The sequence below is a fragment of the Aquimarina sp. AD1 genome, from assembly GCF_003443695.1.
Classification (GTDB): Bacteria; Bacteroidota; Bacteroidia; order Flavobacteriales; family Flavobacteriaceae; genus Aquimarina; species Aquimarina latercula.
This window is the reverse complement of the sequence record NZ_CP031966.1, coordinates 4,786,473-4,804,607: the sequence shown is the minus strand read 5'-3', so window position 1 is coordinate 4,804,607 and position 18,135 is coordinate 4,786,473. Positions and strand designations below refer to the sequence as shown.

The 18,135-nt window shown below is 31.5% G+C and carries 16 protein-coding genes and 1 riboswitch; of the genes, 8 read left to right on the top strand and 8 right to left on the bottom strand.

The window, feature by feature from the left end; genetic code table 11:
• Positions 1-81: 81 nt before the first annotated feature.
• From D1815_RS20570 to D1815_RS20550, 5 genes are all read right to left on the bottom strand, one after another.
• Positions 82-1,260 (bottom strand): PLP-dependent aspartate aminotransferase family protein, encoded by a 1,179-nt coding sequence (locus tag D1815_RS20570; protein ID WP_108802040.1) that lies wholly within the window; start codon positions 1,258-1,260, stop codon positions 82-84.
• Positions 1,257-1,682 carry an OsmC family protein gene (locus D1815_RS20565; RefSeq protein ID WP_118389101.1) on the bottom strand — a complete coding sequence of 142 codons (426 nt, stop codon included), beginning with the start codon at positions 1,680-1,682 and terminating at the stop codon, positions 1,257-1,259. Before D1815_RS20565 ends, D1815_RS20570 begins: the two co-directional genes overlap by 4 nt.
• Positions 1,683-1,815: 133 nt before the next feature.
• Entirely contained in the window at positions 1,816-4,227 is a 2,412-nt protein-coding gene (thrA, locus tag D1815_RS20560; protein ID WP_118389099.1) for a bifunctional aspartate kinase/homoserine dehydrogenase I, read from the bottom strand.
• Between the two features lie 11 nt (positions 4,228-4,238).
• Positions 4,239-5,201: an alpha/beta fold hydrolase gene (locus D1815_RS20555; protein WP_118389097.1), complete on the bottom strand. Its 963-nt coding sequence runs from the start codon at positions 5,199-5,201 to the stop codon at positions 4,239-4,241.
• 90 nt (positions 5,202-5,291) lie between these two features.
• Complete coding sequence (locus D1815_RS20550; RefSeq protein ID WP_118389095.1) at positions 5,292-6,581, bottom strand: O-acetylhomoserine aminocarboxypropyltransferase/cysteine synthase family protein; 1,290 nt, start codon at positions 6,579-6,581, stop codon at positions 5,292-5,294.
• 122 nt (positions 6,582-6,703) lie between these two features.
• Positions 6,704-6,809, bottom strand: a riboswitch (SAM riboswitch).
• Between the two features lie 370 nt (positions 6,810-7,179).
• On the opposite strand from D1815_RS20550, the gene metK reads away from it, so the two are divergent.
• The 8 genes from metK to D1815_RS20510 all read left to right on the top strand — a co-directional run bounded on the left by metK (position 7,180) and on the right by D1815_RS20510 (position 15,520).
• Positions 7,180-8,436 (top strand): methionine adenosyltransferase, encoded by a 1,257-nt coding sequence (gene metK / locus D1815_RS20545; protein ID WP_118389093.1) that lies wholly within the window; start codon positions 7,180-7,182, stop codon positions 8,434-8,436.
• A gap of 180 nt (positions 8,437-8,616) precedes the next feature.
• The gene (locus tag D1815_RS20540) at positions 8,617-8,994 is read left to right on the top strand and encodes a hypothetical protein (protein ID WP_118389092.1); all 378 of its coding nucleotides are present in this window, start codon (positions 8,617-8,619) and stop codon (positions 8,992-8,994) included.
• Between the two features lie 205 nt (positions 8,995-9,199).
• Positions 9,200-9,502 (top strand): hypothetical protein, encoded by a 303-nt coding sequence (locus D1815_RS20535; protein WP_027393061.1) that lies wholly within the window; start codon positions 9,200-9,202, stop codon positions 9,500-9,502.
• Between the two features lie 266 nt (positions 9,503-9,768).
• Positions 9,769-10,212, top strand: coding sequence for a hypothetical protein (locus D1815_RS20530; RefSeq protein WP_027393060.1), 444 nt, complete (start codon positions 9,769-9,771; stop codon positions 10,210-10,212).
• Positions 10,194-11,231 (top strand): hypothetical protein, encoded by a 1,038-nt coding sequence (locus tag D1815_RS20525; protein ID WP_147404355.1) that lies wholly within the window; start codon positions 10,194-10,196, stop codon positions 11,229-11,231. The genes D1815_RS20530 and D1815_RS20525 overlap by 19 nt, the downstream gene beginning before the upstream one ends.
• A gap of 12 nt (positions 11,232-11,243) precedes the next feature.
• Positions 11,244-12,134 carry a hypothetical protein gene (locus D1815_RS20520; protein ID WP_118389090.1) on the top strand — a complete coding sequence of 297 codons (891 nt, stop codon included), beginning with the start codon at positions 11,244-11,246 and terminating at the stop codon, positions 12,132-12,134.
• Positions 12,135-12,227: 93 nt separating this feature from the next.
• The gene (locus D1815_RS20515; RefSeq protein WP_118389089.1) at positions 12,228-15,119 is read left to right on the top strand and encodes a patatin-like phospholipase family protein; all 2,892 of its coding nucleotides are present in this window, start codon (positions 12,228-12,230) and stop codon (positions 15,117-15,119) included.
• A 56-nt stretch (positions 15,120-15,175) separates the two neighbouring features.
• Positions 15,176-15,520 (top strand): hypothetical protein, encoded by a 345-nt coding sequence (locus D1815_RS20510; RefSeq protein WP_118389088.1) that lies wholly within the window; start codon positions 15,176-15,178, stop codon positions 15,518-15,520.
• A gap of 54 nt (positions 15,521-15,574) precedes the next feature.
• Here D1815_RS20510 and D1815_RS20505 read toward each other — a convergent pair whose 3' ends face one another.
• From D1815_RS20505 to D1815_RS20495, 3 genes are all read right to left on the bottom strand, one after another.
• Entirely contained in the window at positions 15,575-16,090 is a 516-nt protein-coding gene (locus D1815_RS20505) for a DUF302 domain-containing protein (protein WP_081415603.1), read from the bottom strand.
• Positions 16,091-16,102: 12 nt separating this feature from the next.
• Positions 16,103-16,642, bottom strand: coding sequence for a hypothetical protein (locus tag D1815_RS20500; RefSeq protein WP_118389087.1), 540 nt, complete (start codon positions 16,640-16,642; stop codon positions 16,103-16,105).
• A 529-nt stretch (positions 16,643-17,171) separates the two neighbouring features.
• Complete coding sequence (locus D1815_RS20495) at positions 17,172-17,960, bottom strand: hypothetical protein (RefSeq protein ID WP_118389086.1); 789 nt, start codon at positions 17,958-17,960, stop codon at positions 17,172-17,174.
• Between the last annotated feature and the right edge of the window lie 175 nt (positions 17,961-18,135).

Sequence of the window (18,135 nt, the reverse complement as noted above, 5' to 3'; positions counted from 1 at the left end):
TATCTATAAAGAAATCATATTAGTAATGATTTGAAAGTTCTTTCTATTTAATTATAAATAAGATTACACTTGTAAGAAAAATTATATTTCTTCTAGTGCTTGTGTAATATCTCCAATAATATCATCAATATGTTCCAACCCTACAGAACATCTTACCATTCCGTCTGTAATACCAACAGCTAATTTATCTTCAACTGCTAATTTACTATGTGTTGTAGAAGCAGGATGCGTAACAATCGTTCTAGTATCACCCAGATTTGCAGAAAGTGAGCACATTTTAATACTATCAAAAAATGTCTTCCCTCCTTGTACTCCATTCGTAACTTCAAAAGCAACAATATTACCTCCTAATTTCATTTGTCGTTTTGCTACCTCATATTGCGGATGAGATTTAAGAAAAGGATATTTCACCCAATTTACCTTAGGATGTGATTCTAAAAACTCTGCCAGTCTCAAAGCATTCTCGCAATGTCTATCTACCCTAACAGCCAAAGTTTCTAAACTTTTGGATAACACCCATGCATTAAATGGTGATAATGCAGGCCCGGTATTGCGAGAAAATAAATAAATATCTCTTATCAATTCCTTTTTACCAACAGTTACTCCTCCTAATACGCGTCCTTGCCCATCAATTAATTTTGTAGCTGAATGGATCACAAGATCAGCTCCAAACTTTATCGGATTTTGTAAATATGGTGTTGCAAAACAATTATCAATAACCAATAACAGTTCATGCTTTTTTGCAATCTTACCTAACAATTCCAGATCCAATACATCTACTCCTGGATTTGTTGGAGATTCTGCATAAATGATTTTTGTATTAGGCTGGATTAAACTTTCTATTGTATCAACTTCATTAACTGGAAAATAACTTGTTTCTATATTCCATTTAGGAAAATACTTCGTAAACAAAGAATGTGTTGATCCAAATACTGACCTAGCAGAAACGATGTGATCTCCTGCATTTAATAATGCAGCAAAGGTAGAAAACACCGCAGCCATTCCTGTTGCAAATGCATAACCATCCTCTGCTCCTTCTAATTTGCAGATTTTATCAACAAACTCTGTGGTATTGGGATTACTAAAACGACTATATAAATTACGATCTTTCTCTTCTGCAAAGGCAGCTCTCATTTCTTCAGAATCTTCAAAAACAAATCCAGATGTTAAATACATCGGTGTAGAGTGTTCTAAAAACTGAGTTTTCTCAGTTTGAGTCCTTACCGCTTGCGTTTCAAAATTTTGGCTTTTTAAGCTCATACTTCTTTATTATTAACTACAACCTTATAAGTTATAGTAGCTGTAGGCTCCAATGTTTTAGACACGGAACAATATTTTTCGAATGATAATTGTGCTGCTCTTTTAGCTTTTTCTGGGGCTATTTCTCCTTCTAAATAAACCGTAACGGAAATCTCTTTAAATGGTTTTGCTCCATCAACTTCCACTCTTGAGCCATCAACTTCTGCTCTATAATCTATAATTTCTTGACGCTGCTTCTTAAGTATTGAAATCACATCAATAGCGCTACAACCGGCTACCCCCATCAATACATATTCCATAGGACTTGGTGCCAAATCATGACCTCCAACTTCTGCTTTGCTATCAATATAGGTGATATGACCTCTTTCATTTTTTAGTTCAAAATGATAATCATCATCTATTCTTTTCAATTCTATTTTCATATGTTCAAATATTTTTAATCACTTATAAATACATTAAAAATTGAGATCACGCTCAGTAACTACGTTCTCTTTTTTTAAAAATTCAAATATCTTTCATAAACTAGAAATAACTTTAATTCGTAGTTATTATAATTTATCTTTTTTCAGTTAACCTCAATATATCTCCAAAAACTCCTCTGGCAGTAACCGCAGCTCCCGCTCCCGCTCCTTGTATCACTATAGGTTGATTTCCATATGACTCTGTATAAATCTCGAATATAGAGTCGGAACCTTTTACTTGTCCTAACGCACTGCTTTCGGGAACAGATACTAATTTAACATCTAAAATTCCTTTTTCTTCAAATAAATCACCGTGAAGATCCCCAATATATCGCAAAACATGATCGGGTTTCTGTTCTTCTTTTATTTTTTGATATACTGGGTCTAACTCTTTTAACCTTCCTAAAAACAAATCAGCCTCTCCTTCTCTTAAACTTTCAGGAATTAAATTATGAATATTGACATCTACAAATTCATTACTCAAATCAAGTTCTCTAGCCAAAATCAATAATTTTCTTCCTACATCATTACCACATAAATCCTCTCGAGGATCTGGTTCTGTAAACCCTTTATCAATAGCCTCTTGCAGCACTTCACTAAACAGTATTTGTTCTTTAGAAAAAGTATTAAATAAATAACTTAATGAACCAGAGAAAACTCCTTTGATTCTAGTAATATTTTCTCCAGATAAATGTAACAACTTAATAGTATCTATTAAGGGCAATCCAGCACCAACATTAGTTTCATACAGATATTGTTTTTGAAATTCTTCTAACTTTCTTCTAAGTTCTTTATAAAAATCAAAACTTAGCGTATTTGCCACTTTATTAGAGGACACCAAATCAAATCCATTTTCAATTAAAATGGTGTAATTATCAGTAAATTCTTTACTAGCAGTATTATCTATAGCGATCAGATTTTCTAAATGATGCTCATCAGCAAATTTTATGACATCTTCAATACCATAAGAGTTCCCTTGTTTTAGATCAGTTTTCCAATTAGTATCAACTCCATTTTTATTAAAAAGTACTTTTTTAGAATTTGCAACCGCAAAAATATTAAGATCAATCTTTTTTCTCTTTTCAATATCATCTGCAGATTTTAAAATTTGATCTATCAAAGTTCCACCAACAAGTCCATGTCCAAACACAGCAATATTTATTTTCTTTGCTACTCCAAAAATCTCCCCATGAATAACATTTAATGCTTTATGAAGTTGACTTTTATATACAACTAAACTCACATTCTTACCTGTAACTGTATTGTTAAAAAGTAATGGGATTACCTGATTTTTAATTAAGGAATTATAAGGTTTATGAAATGTACTTAAATCTTGTCCTATAATAGAAATTACAGAAACTTCATTTATTATTGTAATTCTATTTACATCTTGCTTATGAAAATCCACTTCGAACTCTTGTTCCAAAACTTTTTTAGCTTCTATTGCTTTTTCTGAAGTTACAACAAGACCTATTCCTCTCTCGGACGAACCTTGTGAAATAATGCTTACACTGATATCTTTATAAGCTAACGCTTTAAATATTCTAGCATCCACTCCTACTTTTCCTAAAAGTCCTCTCCCTTCTAAATTGATTAAAGAAACATTCTCCAAAACAGAAAGAGATTTTATTCCTTTATTACTATTCTCTGCAGTAATTAATGTTCCATCATTATGACCGTCAAATGTATTTAGAATACGAAGAGGTATATTTTTTTCAATTAATGGTATTATAGTTTTAGCATGGAGAATATTAGCTCCAAAATACGCCAACTCATTTGCCTCAGTAAAAGATAATTTTTCAATCTTTTTTGCATCACTTACTAAATCCGGATTCGCTGTGTAAATTCCACTTACATGGGTGAAATTCTGTAACTCTTCTGCATCTAAGTAATTGGCTAAAAGCGCAGCAGTATAATTACTTCCATTTCTTCCTAAAGTTGTTGTTTCATTATTAGTATTAGAAGCAATAAAACCAGTTACAATATTAACCGTTGAACCATTAAATTTTTTAAAATGTTTAATAACATTTTCTTTAGATAGCTTATCTAACGGTTGTGCTTCTCCAAACTTACCATCGGTTTTTATTAACTCTCTGCTATCTGTGAAATTGGCTTTTATTCCTTTTTCTTTAAGTATGTGAGTAAGTAACTTAGCAGAGATTACTTCTCCTTGAGATAATACTTGATCTTTAATTCTTTTGCTGTAGTCACCTAACAAAGAAACTCCTTCAAAAAGCTTATCCAATGTTTCAAACTCCTCATCAACTTTAAAACTACCGTAATCATTTATTTGATATTGTTTAAAAGCCTGTAGTTGTTCTTGATAACTTTCATTTTTAACAGCCCTATTCAATATTTCTTCTAATTGATCGGTAGATTTCCCTCTAGCAGAAAGCACAACAGTAATTAACTCACCATTATTAACCTTATCTTCTATTATATCAACCACTTTATGAATACCTTCACCATTAGCAAGTGATTTTCCTCCAAACTTTAAAATCTTCATTTTGTCCTATTTTAAAATACATCTGACAACAACCTACTCAGTTGGTCAAATTCTATAAGAAACGCATCATGTCCGTGAACCGAATCAATTGTATGATGCCAAACATTTTGCTTTACTTCCTTTAACTCCTGAAAAGTAATCTCATCTTCTTTTGCCGTAAAAAAGCCATCAGAATTGACACTTACGATATGAATATTCGATTTGATATTAGCCGCCAAATCCTTAAAACATCCTCTCCCTTCTGTTATATCAATATTGGCAAGTATATAGTTCAGCTCTTTATATGCGGAAAGAGTAAATCTTTCATTTAACTTTTTCCCATGATGAAACAACCAACTTTCCACATTATACATTCCCTTTTCACCATTAAAAGTCCTATGAAACTTTTCCTTAAATGACTCAGGCGATCTATAGATAAGCATCGCATGCAATCTTGCATCATGCACAGGATTCTTAGAGTTTAGTAAAATCTGCTCTTGTATTAAACAATTAGCTTTTAACCAATCTGTAGATTTCCAGTCTGTAGCTACTGGAATTAAATGATTAATCAATCCTGGCGCTAATGCTGCAAGTTCCCAAGCAATACCTCCTCCAACCGATCCTCCTATAGCAGCATATAGTTTTTGAACATTCAGTTGTTTTATACCTTTTTCAAAAATCGCTGCGATATCCCTTGCCGTAAAAAGTGTATAATCCGTAATTAAATTTTTCTCATCTCCATCATATCCATTACCTGGAATATTAAATGAGAGCACCGTATATTTATCTGTATCAATACATTTACCTTCTCCAATCAGTCCATTCCACCAACCATTGGGGCCACAAACATCAGAATTACCCGTTAACGCATGATTAACCAAAACTACGGGGCCTTCTAACAAAGGTTTACCAAAGACTTCATAAAACAGTGGAATTCGTTCTATTTCTAGCCCTTTGGTAGTTATAAAATCTAATATTTCAATTTTTTGGAGCATATATATTAAGCCTACTATTTATAAAGAGTCTACTTCCCCTTCTTCTAATCTCAAGGAAAGGGTTAGCATCTCAATGCTTGTCAATCTTAATTACTTTACTTTTTCAGCTACTTTAGAAAATGCGCTTTTTAGATCCGTTTTTAAATCTTCTATATTTTCTAAACCAACAGAAAGTCGTATTAAGTCCTGTGTTACTCCTGTTGATTCTTGCTGTTCTTCGTTTAACTGTTGATGAGTAGTACTTGCAGGATGAATAATTAAAGATTTTGAATCTCCTATATTTGCTAATAAAGAAAATATCTCGGTTTCATTTGCAACTGTTTTTGCTGAATCGAAACCACCCTTTATTCCAAAAGTAACAATACCACTCTGTCCCTTTGGAAGGTATTCTTTTGCAAGTTGATGATACGTATCACTTTCTAATCCTGGATATTTTACCCAAGTAACCTCATCTTGCTCTTTTAACCATTTTGCTAATGACAAGGCATTTTCACTATGTTTTTTAATTCTAATCTCTAAAGTTTCTAAACCTTGTAAAATCTGAAATGCATTAAAAGGACTTAGTGCAGCTCCATAATCTCTCAATCCTTCTATTCTTACCTTAGCAATAAAAGCAGCAGCACCTAAAGCATCGTGATATACTAATCCATGATATCCTGGAGAAGGTTCTGTAAACTCTGGAAACTTGCCACTTGACCAATCAAAGGTTCCTGCGTCTATAACAACCCCTCCTAAAGAAGTTCCATTTCCGCTTATGTATTTTGTTAATGAATGAATAACAATATTAGCACCATGTTCTATTGGGTTTAATAAAGCTGGAGTAGCCACCGTGTTATCTACAATAAGTGGAACTTTATATGCTTTTGCTTCTTTAGAAATCGCCTTAAGATCTAATACATCTAGTTTTGGATTACCTAATGATTCTACAAAGAAAACTCTTGTATTTTCCTGTACAGCATTCTTGAAATTCTCAGAATCCGAAGGGTCGACAAACGTAGTTGTTATTCCAAACCTAGGTAACGTAACGTTTAAAAGATTATAAGTTCCTCCGTATAAACTACTAGAAGCTACAATATGATCTCCTGATTTTAGTAATGTTAACAATGTAGTATTAATAGCTGCTGTTCCAGATGCCGTAACTACAGCAGCAATACCGCCTTCTATTGTAGCCAATCGCTGTTCTAAAATATCATTTGTTGGATTATTTAATCGAGTATAAATAAAACCTGGTTCAGATAAATTAAAAAGATTAGCCGCATGATCTGCATCATTAAAAACATAAGATGTAGTCTGATAAATAGGAACTGCTCTTGTCCCTCCATTGTTTTTCACGTCATGTCCTGCGTGTAAAGCTTCTGTTGCAAATTTTTGTGCACTCATAATTTTCTATTTTAAATTTTAAATAATTGATAAAATTCAAATACATCAAACACTCTTAAAGCGTATGGTATAGAAAATTAAAAAGAAAGGAAACGACAATTACAAGTACTGCAATTTGTATCGAGTTATCTTTTTCGTCTACAACGAATAGAATTTAGCACCTTCTTTATAACTAAAGGGTTGCTAAGGTTTCATAGGGTCTATTCCCTCCACCTTTCTTAATAACTTACTAATATGTATAAGAAACTTCGGGACAAAGCTAGTAATTATTTTTAAACTAAAAACAATTTCCATAAAAATTGTTTTGATCGAAAAAATCACCCTTAAAAGTTTTTTTTTATTGGAAGAAAATTAATGATACGTTAAATCCTTTCCAATATTATCATTTTTTTTACCTTTGCCGCATTATTAAAAAGGGATAGATTTGACTGATTGCAACCCTAAAGAGCTGAAATTATAGTATTCATATCAAAACTGATAGAATCAATTCAGTAAATAAATGCTAAAGCAGTTCGGTACAATACTATAATTATCGAAAGCTTCTTTATTGCAATCCTGTCATAATTTATTATAGTTTATTCTATAAAAACAACGAAGAATGGCGTATTTATTTACTTCAGAAAGTGTATCTGAAGGACATCCGGATAAAGTGGCAGATCAAATTAGTGATGCTTTATTAGATAACTTTTTAGCCTTTGATAAAGATTCGAAGGTAGCTTGTGAAACTTTGGTAACTACTGGACAAGTGGTTCTTGCTGGAGAGGTTAAATCAAAAACATATTTAGATGTACAGCAAATTGCAAGAGAAGTAATTAACGAAATTGGGTATACCAAAGGAGCCTACCAATTCAGTGGAGATTCTTGTGGTGTAATTTCTCTTATCCACGAGCAATCACAGGATATCAACCAAGGTGTTGATAGAGAAACTAAAGAAGAGCAAGGAGCAGGTGACCAAGGAATGATGTTTGGGTATGCAACCAAGGAAACTGAAAACTACATGCCCTTAGCATTAGACATTTCTCATAAAATCCTTATTGAACTTGCTAAATTAAGAAGAGAAGGTACAGAAATTCCATATTTACGTCCTGATTCTAAAAGTCAAGTTACTATTGAATATAGTGATGATAATGTACCACAACGTATTGTAGCAATTGTTGTCTCTACTCAGCATGATGATTTTGATATAGATGATGATGTTATGCTGGCTAAAATAAAAAATGACATCGTTTCGATTTTAATTCCTAGAGTAGTTTCTCAATTACCAAAATATATTCAGAATTTATTTAATGATCAAATAACGTATCACATAAACCCTACTGGTAAGTTTGTAATCGGAGGACCACATGGAGATACTGGTCTTACTGGACGTAAGATTATTGTTGACACTTACGGAGGTAAAGGTGCTCATGGTGGAGGTGCTTTTTCTGGAAAAGATCCTAGTAAAGTTGACCGTTCTGCAGCTTATGCATCTAGGCATATAGCCAAAAATTTAGTTGCTGCTGGTGTTGCAAATGAAGCATTAGTTCAAGTTTCTTATGCCATTGGAGTAGTAGAACCTACTTCTATTTTTGTTGACACTTATGGCACTAGCACGTTAGGTATTACCGATGGAGAAATTGCAGAAAAAGTAGCTGAAATATTTGATATGAGACCAGCTGCAATAGAAGAACGTTTAAAATTACGTAACCCTATATATAAAGAAACTGCAGCATATGGACATATGGGAAAAGAACCAAAACTAGTTACCAAAGTTTTTGAAAGCCCATATTCTGGAAAAGTAGAAAAAGAAGTAGAATTATTTACTTGGGAAAAACTAGATTATGTTGATCAAGTAAAAAAAGCTTTTAAAATATAACTTATTTAATGTAACTTTATAATCTCCAATACTTTATATATCTAACTTTTAAAAATTAGTCATTTTTCTAATGTAGTCGGATACTATAACATGACCTACGAATACTAAATAATTGAATTGCCTGTTATTAATAAAAGATATATTTAAGGCGCAATGATCAAATTATCAAAAAGTACTAAAATGAGATTAAAAATTGGAATTACTTTCATTATGTTTTGTGTTTGTAGCTTATCCTTTGGACAAGACTATAAAACCAATACAAAATCTATAAAAGAGGTTGATGTAAAAATTGAAGAAGGATCTTATAATCAAGATAATTCAGTTTCTGCGGATAGACTTATTATTAAAACTTCTGAACAAGGAGCATCAGAACAACAAGGTTTTACTTCTTCCGCAAGTTACAGTGATGAAGAATGGGCTGACATAAAAAAACAAATATTAGATACTAAAAAAAGAATCAATGATGGGCGAGAGATTTTTGCTTCTAAGGTAGTTGATACTATTTTTGTTACTATACCGACTTTAAGTAGTAAAGAATCTCAATTATCTGGCTGGTAAATTAAATACCACATTATTATAAATTAACAAAAGATCGCTTTTCCAAGCGATCTTTTTTTTATAATTCGTTATAAATCAGAACCTTTTTTAGGGTAAGGGAATATGCACTATTAAAAAAAGGGGTGTTTTCCCTCTAGAAACAACTTTATATATAACGTAAATTAGCATCTGAAAATCAACCCATTATAAAAAAAAAAGAAAAGTTATGAAATTTAAAATGGTAATCATAGTAGTTTTGATCTGGTTTGGTCAAAACGCATTTGGACAAGCTAACACAGAAAAAAATAACACAGTAGAAGACACTCCTCATAATACTATAGTAGTAACTAATGAAAATAGTGAAGTAGTATACAATGATAAGGAATGGAAGAAAATAAAAAGACAAATTCGAAGAAATAAGAAAAGAATTACAAATAGTAAAAACGGAATTCATAGCTACAAAAAAGTAGACACCATATTTTTAGAAATAAAAATCTCTAAAACCAATTCTCAAATTACTAATTGGTAACATCAACTTATTGCATACAAGGGTCATTTGTTAAAAGGGTATTTACCTATTTTTTTGAATGAAAATAGGGGTATTTACCTGATACAAACATTACGGTTTTAATGTAATTTAGATTCGGATTTAATTTGTAGTTTCATACCATATATAATTATACAATGAATCTTGGTATTCATAGTGTACTGAAGTTATAAATATAAAATAAGTCCCCATCTATATTTGAATTTAATCAACCAAAAAAGTATCAATAACTTAAAACCATACCCGTCATGCCAAAATCAAATTATTGTTTAATTGACCCTGATGGAGGTCCCTTAAAGGTTAAGGTAACCGCTAATAATGGAATTAGATCTGGTTCCATATTTATTCTTTGGGAATTGCAGAATGGAAAGTGGGAAAAGAAAGAAAAATTTAATGTAATTACTGGAGACGATGGCGTAGATGAATTTATTCTTCTAGAAAAACCAAGTGATATTGAAAATGATTCTCTTGCTTGGTCTATCAATGCTTGTTCCATGATCAATAATGTAGAGCGAGGAGAATTCAGCATTACAGTAATTCAAGACGAGGAAAAACGATGGACAAAAGATTCTTCACGCCTTGTACCTAAATGTTCTGATGGAAAACAATTAAAATTTGGAAATCACGTAATCTTCAAGCATCTTATTAATGATAATTTCTCAACATCTGACTTATGGAAAGATACAGAATAAGTTGCTCAATTTTGATACTCTTGATAATGCTCACAGGGTATTCGCAAGATGCTGAACAGCCAGGCGATAATCAGGAAGCATATTCTTTTAAACTAGACTATAATGTTCCTGAAAGCCCCGCTTTTGCTGTACTAGATGCTAACCCTACTACTGTTATGCGTGCTAGTACTCCTCAAGAAATTATTACACAATTGGCTAGTAATTTTCTTAGCGGAAATGAAGTTAGTCCAGGATTAGCTTTTGATTTCAACCCATATTTCACATTTGGAGGGAGATTAAAAAACGTAAAAGAATATCGAAATAATTATGGAAAGAGATTTCTAGCAAATCTTCAACTCTCATTTGCGACCATAAATTCAATGGACTTTCCGGATGACCTATTATTTTCTGGAGGGATAAGAGCTACTCTTTTCGACAGTAAAGACATCATATTTGACCAACAACTAGGACAAGATATTGACAATGCTCTTCTTCCAAACGACTCTGACGAACCAGGACCTATGAATTCTGACGACCAAGGAACTATAGTAGACAATCCAGCATTAAAACAAGCATACATCAATGCTAAAACACGCTATATGGAAAAAGCTGGAGGTTCGCTTGCTCTTGGTTATGCGATTGCCGGAAGAGCTAGAGATAATTCTTTTAAAACAGATAGTATTGTTACCTATAGACATCAAGCTTGGCTCGTGGGACAATATGATTTAGGTAAAAGTGGGATGAGTATTAACGGAATGATCATGTATCGATATGATCAAACACCACAGACCACGGATAATGATGGTTTGATTAGCGGGATTGCATTAAGAAAATATGGACAGAAATTAATTCTATCTGCCGAGATTTACCATGACAGCATGAAAGAAAGTATTGATTTCGGCGGGTATGCAGAAGCATATCTTATACCAAGTATTACACTATTTGTATCACTCAAAAAAGAAACAAACGCTATCACCGGTGATGAGGATGTTATATTAAAACCAGGAATAAAATGGAACTTTAGTCAAGCTAAAAAATAAGAGTTTTTAATCATGAAACCAACTGTTACAATCATTTACAATGTTGTTCTAGCAATAACTTCGGTATTATTGCTATATAGTTATTTTTATGTTCTCGTATATGATAAGGATTTTTTCACTGAAGAACATACACATAATAGATTAAGTGAAAATGCCAAAACAGTTGAAGATTCTTCTTCGGTTAACATACAACCGATGCCCGCTAGTCCCATAAAAATAGATACGATCATAAGAGATACCTCTAAAACTACCTTATCTAAAACAAAAGTAAACTTATCAGTTTCAACAGATCTTGAGAAAAAAGATTCATCATTAAAGGAAAAAGAAAAAGAAGTTGAACCCGTAAATTTCTTAGATATGTTGGTCGTTATGTTTTTAGCAGGTATGTTAGGAGGAGTACTAGCAAATCTACGTGGAATTTTTGAGTTTTATCGTGAAGAAAAAATGTTCCCGGATCACTTATTTATTCCCTATTTAATAAGACCATTAACCGCAGCAATATCTGGATTATTAATATTTTTCATATCACACTTAATTATTTCTTCGACTGCAAATCCTACCTATGACAATGAGTATATATCTTTTAGAGGAATGGTTTCCTTTATGAGTCTTGCTATTATTTCGGGTTTTGCATCACAAGAATTTACAGAGCGATTAAAAGCTGCAGCAGGAACATTATTTGGGATTTCTCCTGCTCAGACTCTGGAAAAACCAAAGAATATTACCGAAGAACCCGATCCAAGTAATCCAAATCCCGCCGCTGATTCGGATAGTGACAATCCTGATCCAAATGCAGAAAAACCTGCTCAAAACACAACATCTCCATCTAATCCCCAAGCGTCCCCATCGATCCCTCAAGCTCAGCAAAAAATGGGAAAATCGAGATATATAAATCGAGATTAAGAACACCCATTTTACATGTTGAAGATTGCAACTCCACTTTATGATAAATAAAACGGAGATAGATTTTATAAAAACAACATAAAATAATAAATCATGGGAAAAATACTTCGTGTCTGTCTGGCAATGGGAGGAGGAGTCTCTTTAGGTTCTTTTTCTGGTTCGGCATTAACCGAGGCATTAAAATTATTAGTGCTTTATGGTAAAGACAAAAACAAAAATGATTATGATAAAGTAATCGTTGATGGAATGAGTGGAGCTAGCGCCGGCGCAATTGCTTTGACTATAATGCTTAAATGCCTTATTGATTACCAAGCAATGATGCCACTATTTAGTGAGCAACTTACCCAGAAAGAATTACTTGATGAAATTATAAGAGACTACTTTAACGGAGATATTTCGAAAGCAGAAGAATACAAAGATAAGTTTGAAACATTAAAAGCATTACAACTTGCTCAAAAGATCCAATATAAATTATGGGTAGACGAAGTGAACTCCTTAAAACTATACGGTTCCAAAGCTCAGGATGACTATGAGCCAAAACCTAATGAATCTTTTTCTTTACTAGACAGAAAACTTCTAGAAGATCTTACCAAAAAATATTTAATGGCCTCTGATGGAGTAGATATTTCTAGAAGACAGCTTTTAGATCCTAAACGAGTCATTTTTGCTTGTTCCTTAACCAATTTATTACCAATTGAGATAGATTTTTTTAAAAACGGTAATTCCAACAAGGATCGATTACAGCAAAACTTTTTGAAATCTGTAGGGTCAGAAAATCATTCAGAATTACGTGTTATAGATTTTGTGTTTGATGAAAACGAAGTGCAAAAAGCGCAAAAAGAAACAGATTCTAGATGGTTAAAATTTTGTAATACTCCCGATCCAAATACCCCAACACATTTTAAGATGACTGATCAATCCGCCTGGGCGACAATTTCGGCTTCTGCACTTGGCTGTGGAGCGTTTCCTATTGCTTTTGAACCCGTAGTCTTAAAAAGGTTTAAACAAGAGTTTGGTGATAATGATAATAACACAAACTGGCCATCTTCTTTCATCAAAATACAAAACGAAATCGACACTCATACATCTAAGAATAATACCACCTTTAAACAAAATAGTTTTTTTGCAGAAGAAGGAGAAAATACACTAGACTATAACAGCTTCAATTTCCCATATATTGATGGAGGAACTTTCAATAATGAACCGATTCGGGAAGCATTTAAAATAGGAACTTTTCAAGATTTTGGACGAATTACCCAAAACGAAGAAAGACTCATTCTATTTGTAGATCCAATTGTTAGAAAAGAACAATATCATTCATTTAAAGTATCGGCCTTCTCTCCTATTAAAATGTCCAACCACGAAGTAACTTTCAAAAAAGAATTGGGTAAACTTCTGGGGAACACTTCTAGTATTTTAGGTGTTTTAACAAACCAAGGAAGTATCAAAGAAGAACATAAAATCATTGACATAAAAGAAAATTTCGAACTGCGAAACACTATCTTCAATTATCTAGACGCTAATAGTGATATGAGTAGTAATCTAAATATTGAAATTATTGCTACCGCTTTCAATAAAATTGCTAAAAATCTCAAAAACGGAATCATATCTTTAGGTACCAGAGATCCTATGATATATTTCTTATCAGAAATTAAAAAGAACTGCGATAACAAAAATGGTGATCAAAATACTTGTATTAAAATACTTCAAGAAGATTTACTAGCTCTTAAAGATCTTATTGATGAAAAAATCCGAAAATCAGAACCTCTTAAGATTGATAAAGTATATGAAAAACTTCAACTAACTAAGAAAGAGGATAAAAACATTTTTGCTCAGACAGTATTTAAAGTAATCGCTGATTTTGCATTAAATACAGATGGAAAAAATGAAAATGCATATCGCGCAGCAATACTACCAATTAATAAAAATCTAAACACCATAGAGTTACCAGGAAGCGAAATTGAGGCTTTTGGTGGGTTTGCATCTCTAAAAGCTAGAAAATATGCTTTCGAATTTGCTCGTTTAAGCACTCTATTATCTCTAAAAGAAACTACTGGTGGGTTTAGACCAGAACGTCCTTTCATTGCTAATGAAGGCTTTTCTACTTTAGAAAATCAATTTACCAATAAAATTAAAAGCATCGATTTTTTTAATGATAAAAATCAATATGCTGATGAAATAGAAAAGAATCTTTTTAATCCATCAATTGTTCGTATAAAAGGAGTTTTATTAAGTAATAAATACTTAAAGTTTATATTATTAAAAGTCCCTTTTGTAGCAACATCATTATTGGGAACTATCGCTATGCCATTTGTATCTATTGGATTATTAGCATCCTCTATTTTTAAGAAATCACCTTGGCGTGGTTCAAATATTTTGAAAGATATCATCAGTAAAAGTGTAGATTCGATCAATTATATGCCATTAGAAGCCGTAACGATTTCAATTTTAAGTGATACACAGCTCAATAAAAAACTTTTAATAAGGTGCTCCGATAATTCTATAAAAAAACGAAATTCCATAGAACATATAGTAGAAACATCGGACAATAAAATTAGATATCAGTATTATTTTCAGGTTTCACTTTTAGAATATATAAAACAAGAGAATTCCATTCACGCAGATACCATATCACAAAATGCAGATTCTTTAAAAATAAATTCTCAATTTATACAACGACTTGGGTTATCACTTTCTAATAAAGTAAAAATGCCTAATGATATTGATGGAAACCTGAATCCAGAAAATAAACGCATCGCCCTAGAGAATAATTACACAGATATTATCACTGAAATGCGAATTGACAGATTTAATCTACCACTTTTAAACAATTCAATAAATAATGCTTCAACAGCGCTACATTATTCTCTAAAGAATATCAATTACCACGTAAATCCATTATTAGAGATTGATTTACAAAAACTAACAGAAGGGTGGTATTTTAAAGAACAAACCGAGTCACTGGATAAAAAATTACTTCGTTAATTTATCATATAATATATCGGTGTAGTTTTTGATATACTATAAAAAAACATCATATTATGAAAACTGATACCTATACAAAATCTATTCTAACAATTATTGCAATTGCTTTAAGCATTATTGCAATAAAAGACATTGATATTATACCAAAAGCTTACGCTAATGATAGTTCTTTATTACCTAATTACGGATTGATTCCTATTAACGAAGATGGAACGATTACAGTTAAATTAGCAACCAACGAGGAACTAGATGTAAATATCAAGAGTATTAGTACCTACGATAAACTCAAGATTGACATTAATGAAATCAGTACCAGCAATGAATTAAACATTAACATTGATGAAATCGGCGGAAGCTATGTTTCCAGTGGTGGTCCCATCAAAGTAAAAGTCCAGAATTAGTCGTGGATACAAGTAAATTTCATTCTCAAAATATTATAAAAAAACTAAGTATGATTATAATCCTGCTGCAGCCGAAGTAATTTTATCCAACGCTCCACTTATCTTATTTAGTACCTCTTCGATATCATCTATATCATGACGTTGCTGTAAGTATTTAGGATCGTTATAAGAAATTTTCACAATACCGGAATCATCCTGAAAAATCAAAATTTTCTGTGGTAGATCTAATCCTGTAGTTTGAGCACTTTGCATTAAGGGAGTTCCCAATTTAGGATTTCCAAACATTATAATTCTAGTTGGATTTAACTCTAATCCAACAGATGCTGCATTGGCTTGATGATCTAATTGCGCTATGATTTTTAGATTCGGATTATCTTCAATAATTGTTACCAATTTATTATAGGTATCATCAAAAGTGTTAGTACTTTGTTTTGTTATAATTCCTTGTTTCGGTGTAATTTCCATTTGTTTTTCTAATTCAGGTTGCGCACTATTAGACGTATCCTTTTTAACTTGATTACAAGAAAATAGGAGTATATAAAAAACAAAGCAAAAAACTATTCTTTTCATAGTGAGTTTGGTTTAATATAGTGGTTGGTCATCATTTTTACTGTAATCACAATCATTGAGATTAACATACCAGATCATTTTTACGTTATCAGAAAACTCATCACTTTGATTTACATCTTTGTTATCAAGGTATACTTGTGTCATTTCTCCGGTTGTTCCTAAAATAGAATACCAAGAATGTGTTTTTATTAAGTTTAAATGAGGTAATTCTCTAGAGGGTGCTTGGCCCATGATTTCTGATAATTGGGCAAAAACATGGCCTTTACTAATGGTAATAAATTGAGCTTGTGCAGCATGCTCTACAGTAATAACTTGCTTTAGTCCGTCTTTTTTGTACTCATTATAGATCCCCCAACCTACTCTAATGTTACAACCTTGACGAACTGCTTTTTTTAAATCACTTATATCTCCAGATAAAGGATTTCCTTCGCTATCATTTCTGTAGATTTCTTGCCATCCTTTAATCTCATTAGTAGCGTTTTCATGTTGTTTTCCAATATTACAAGAACTCCATAAAACTACTATGAAGAGCATCGTTATACTTCTAACCATCCAATTACTTTTTACTCTAAAGATAGTCGAAAAGCAAAACAAATTCTAATTTCGCATGCTTATATTTGTGCTCTCAAGGGATTTTTCAACCTTTATTATGTTCGTAATTATGACTGTATTATTCAAAATTTTGATATAGTTAAAATAGTAATAAAAACGAGTACTATTTCTTATTATTAAAATGATTTTGTAATAACTTTCGTCTCTCTATTTGTTCTTATATATTATTTATGAGTAAATAAAACCAATAAATACGTACTATCTAAAAATATACTATAATAAATTTTAAAAACTTATTACCAAATTAAAGCAACTCTTGTCTTCCATTCACATATCACTTGCGCATAATACATCGTTAATGGCATCAATTCATTACGCTTTTCGACATCATAAATACTAATCGTTAAGTGACAAAACAAATCCAAAAGAATATAATTGACTTGTTCTAATCGACATACTGTTTATATTTTTTTAAGCATTCCACTTTGAAAATATTTTTGATATAAAGTATTCAAAATAGTATTCCGTTTTATGGAAAATTCAAATTAGTATTAATAATAAATGTTTGTTTTTCTCCATTCTTACTATTTGAAATCACACTCATTTGTTCAAGTACTATAGGATTTTTCTTATAACGTAATTTTCGAGATAACTTAATGCTATTATTAGTACACAACCATGCTACATAATCATTATAATTTAAGTTCTCATGAAAATTAACATTCAAAAAATCCGTTTTATCCCATAATCTTTTATAAACACGACTTTTAATCTTAATTTTTTTATTCCCTAAAAAAACAAATTCATTATTTAAAAGTATTAAATTCTTAAATCGATAATTCTTAGTGTCCTCACTATTAACTTTGTGAATAACATCTTTATATTGTTTCTTATCTTCAATTTTTATAGGTAATGTACCTAAAACCCCACTTCCCATTTCAGTAACTGAAGCCGGAGAAGTGACATACACGATATTCTTAATCCCTTCTTTTGCAACAAACGTTTTTACTAAATTTACAATATCATAATTTGCTACAGCATCAGAATGTAAATATACTTTATCAATCACCCCTATATTTTCTTTTATTATTTCCCTTATCTGATTAGGGTTTTTAATCTGGTTTCCCTCCTTATCAAATATCTTATTCTTACTATTTACATAAAAAACTACATTAGTCTGTTCATCAAATGAAAATAAATAATTACCAATATCTGTTGGATAAGTAATATTTTTATATTCCTGAGCATTGATTTCTTTACATAGGAGAAAAAGGACAATGATAAACATGATTTTGTGTGTGTACTTATTTTCAAACATGATACTTTACTTTTATTTTTTACTTCTTTTTATTATAAACTTATTAACTCCTACAAAATGAAATTTGCTTTTACAACAATACCTTTTAACCTTATACGTTAATTAAGGAACTTAGTTAGTACATTTTTCTATTTAAAATTCGGACTCTTATAATTATAGTATCATTAAAACACAA

Excerpts from the sequence above, each read along its gene's own strand:
- D1815_RS20570 (WP_108802040.1), bottom strand. The coding sequence starts at position 1,260 with ATGAGCTTAAAAAGCCAAAATTTTGAAACGCAAGCGGTAAGGACTCAA.
- D1815_RS20565 (WP_118389101.1), bottom strand. The coding sequence starts at position 1,682 with ATGAAAATAGAATTGAAAAGAATAGATGATGATTATCATTTTGAACTA.
- thrA (WP_118389099.1), bottom strand. The coding sequence starts at position 4,227 with ATGAAGATTTTAAAGTTTGGAGGAAAATCACTTGCTAATGGTGAAGGT.
- D1815_RS20555 (WP_118389097.1), bottom strand. The coding sequence starts at position 5,201 with ATGCTCCAAAAAATTGAAATATTAGATTTTATAACTACCAAAGGGCTA.
- D1815_RS20550 (WP_118389095.1), bottom strand. The coding sequence starts at position 6,581 with ATGAGTGCACAAAAATTTGCAACAGAAGCTTTACACGCAGGACATGAC.
- metK (WP_118389093.1), top strand. The coding sequence starts at position 7,180 with ATGGCGTATTTATTTACTTCAGAAAGTGTATCTGAAGGACATCCGGAT.
- D1815_RS20540 (WP_118389092.1), top strand. The coding sequence starts at position 8,617 with ATGAGATTAAAAATTGGAATTACTTTCATTATGTTTTGTGTTTGTAGC.
- D1815_RS20535 (WP_027393061.1), top strand. The coding sequence starts at position 9,200 with ATGAAATTTAAAATGGTAATCATAGTAGTTTTGATCTGGTTTGGTCAA.
- D1815_RS20530 (WP_027393060.1), top strand. The coding sequence starts at position 9,769 with ATGCCAAAATCAAATTATTGTTTAATTGACCCTGATGGAGGTCCCTTA.
- D1815_RS20525 (WP_147404355.1), top strand. The coding sequence starts at position 10,194 with ATGGAAAGATACAGAATAAGTTGCTCAATTTTGATACTCTTGATAATG.
- D1815_RS20520 (WP_118389090.1), top strand. The coding sequence starts at position 11,244 with ATGAAACCAACTGTTACAATCATTTACAATGTTGTTCTAGCAATAACT.
- D1815_RS20515 (WP_118389089.1), top strand. The coding sequence starts at position 12,228 with ATGGGAAAAATACTTCGTGTCTGTCTGGCAATGGGAGGAGGAGTCTCT.
- D1815_RS20510 (WP_118389088.1), top strand. The coding sequence starts at position 15,176 with ATGAAAACTGATACCTATACAAAATCTATTCTAACAATTATTGCAATT.
- D1815_RS20505 (WP_081415603.1), bottom strand. The coding sequence starts at position 16,090 with ATGAAAAGAATAGTTTTTTGCTTTGTTTTTTATATACTCCTATTTTCT.
- D1815_RS20500 (WP_118389087.1), bottom strand. The coding sequence starts at position 16,642 with ATGGTTAGAAGTATAACGATGCTCTTCATAGTAGTTTTATGGAGTTCT.
- D1815_RS20495 (WP_118389086.1), bottom strand. The coding sequence starts at position 17,960 with ATGTTTGAAAATAAGTACACACACAAAATCATGTTTATCATTGTCCTT.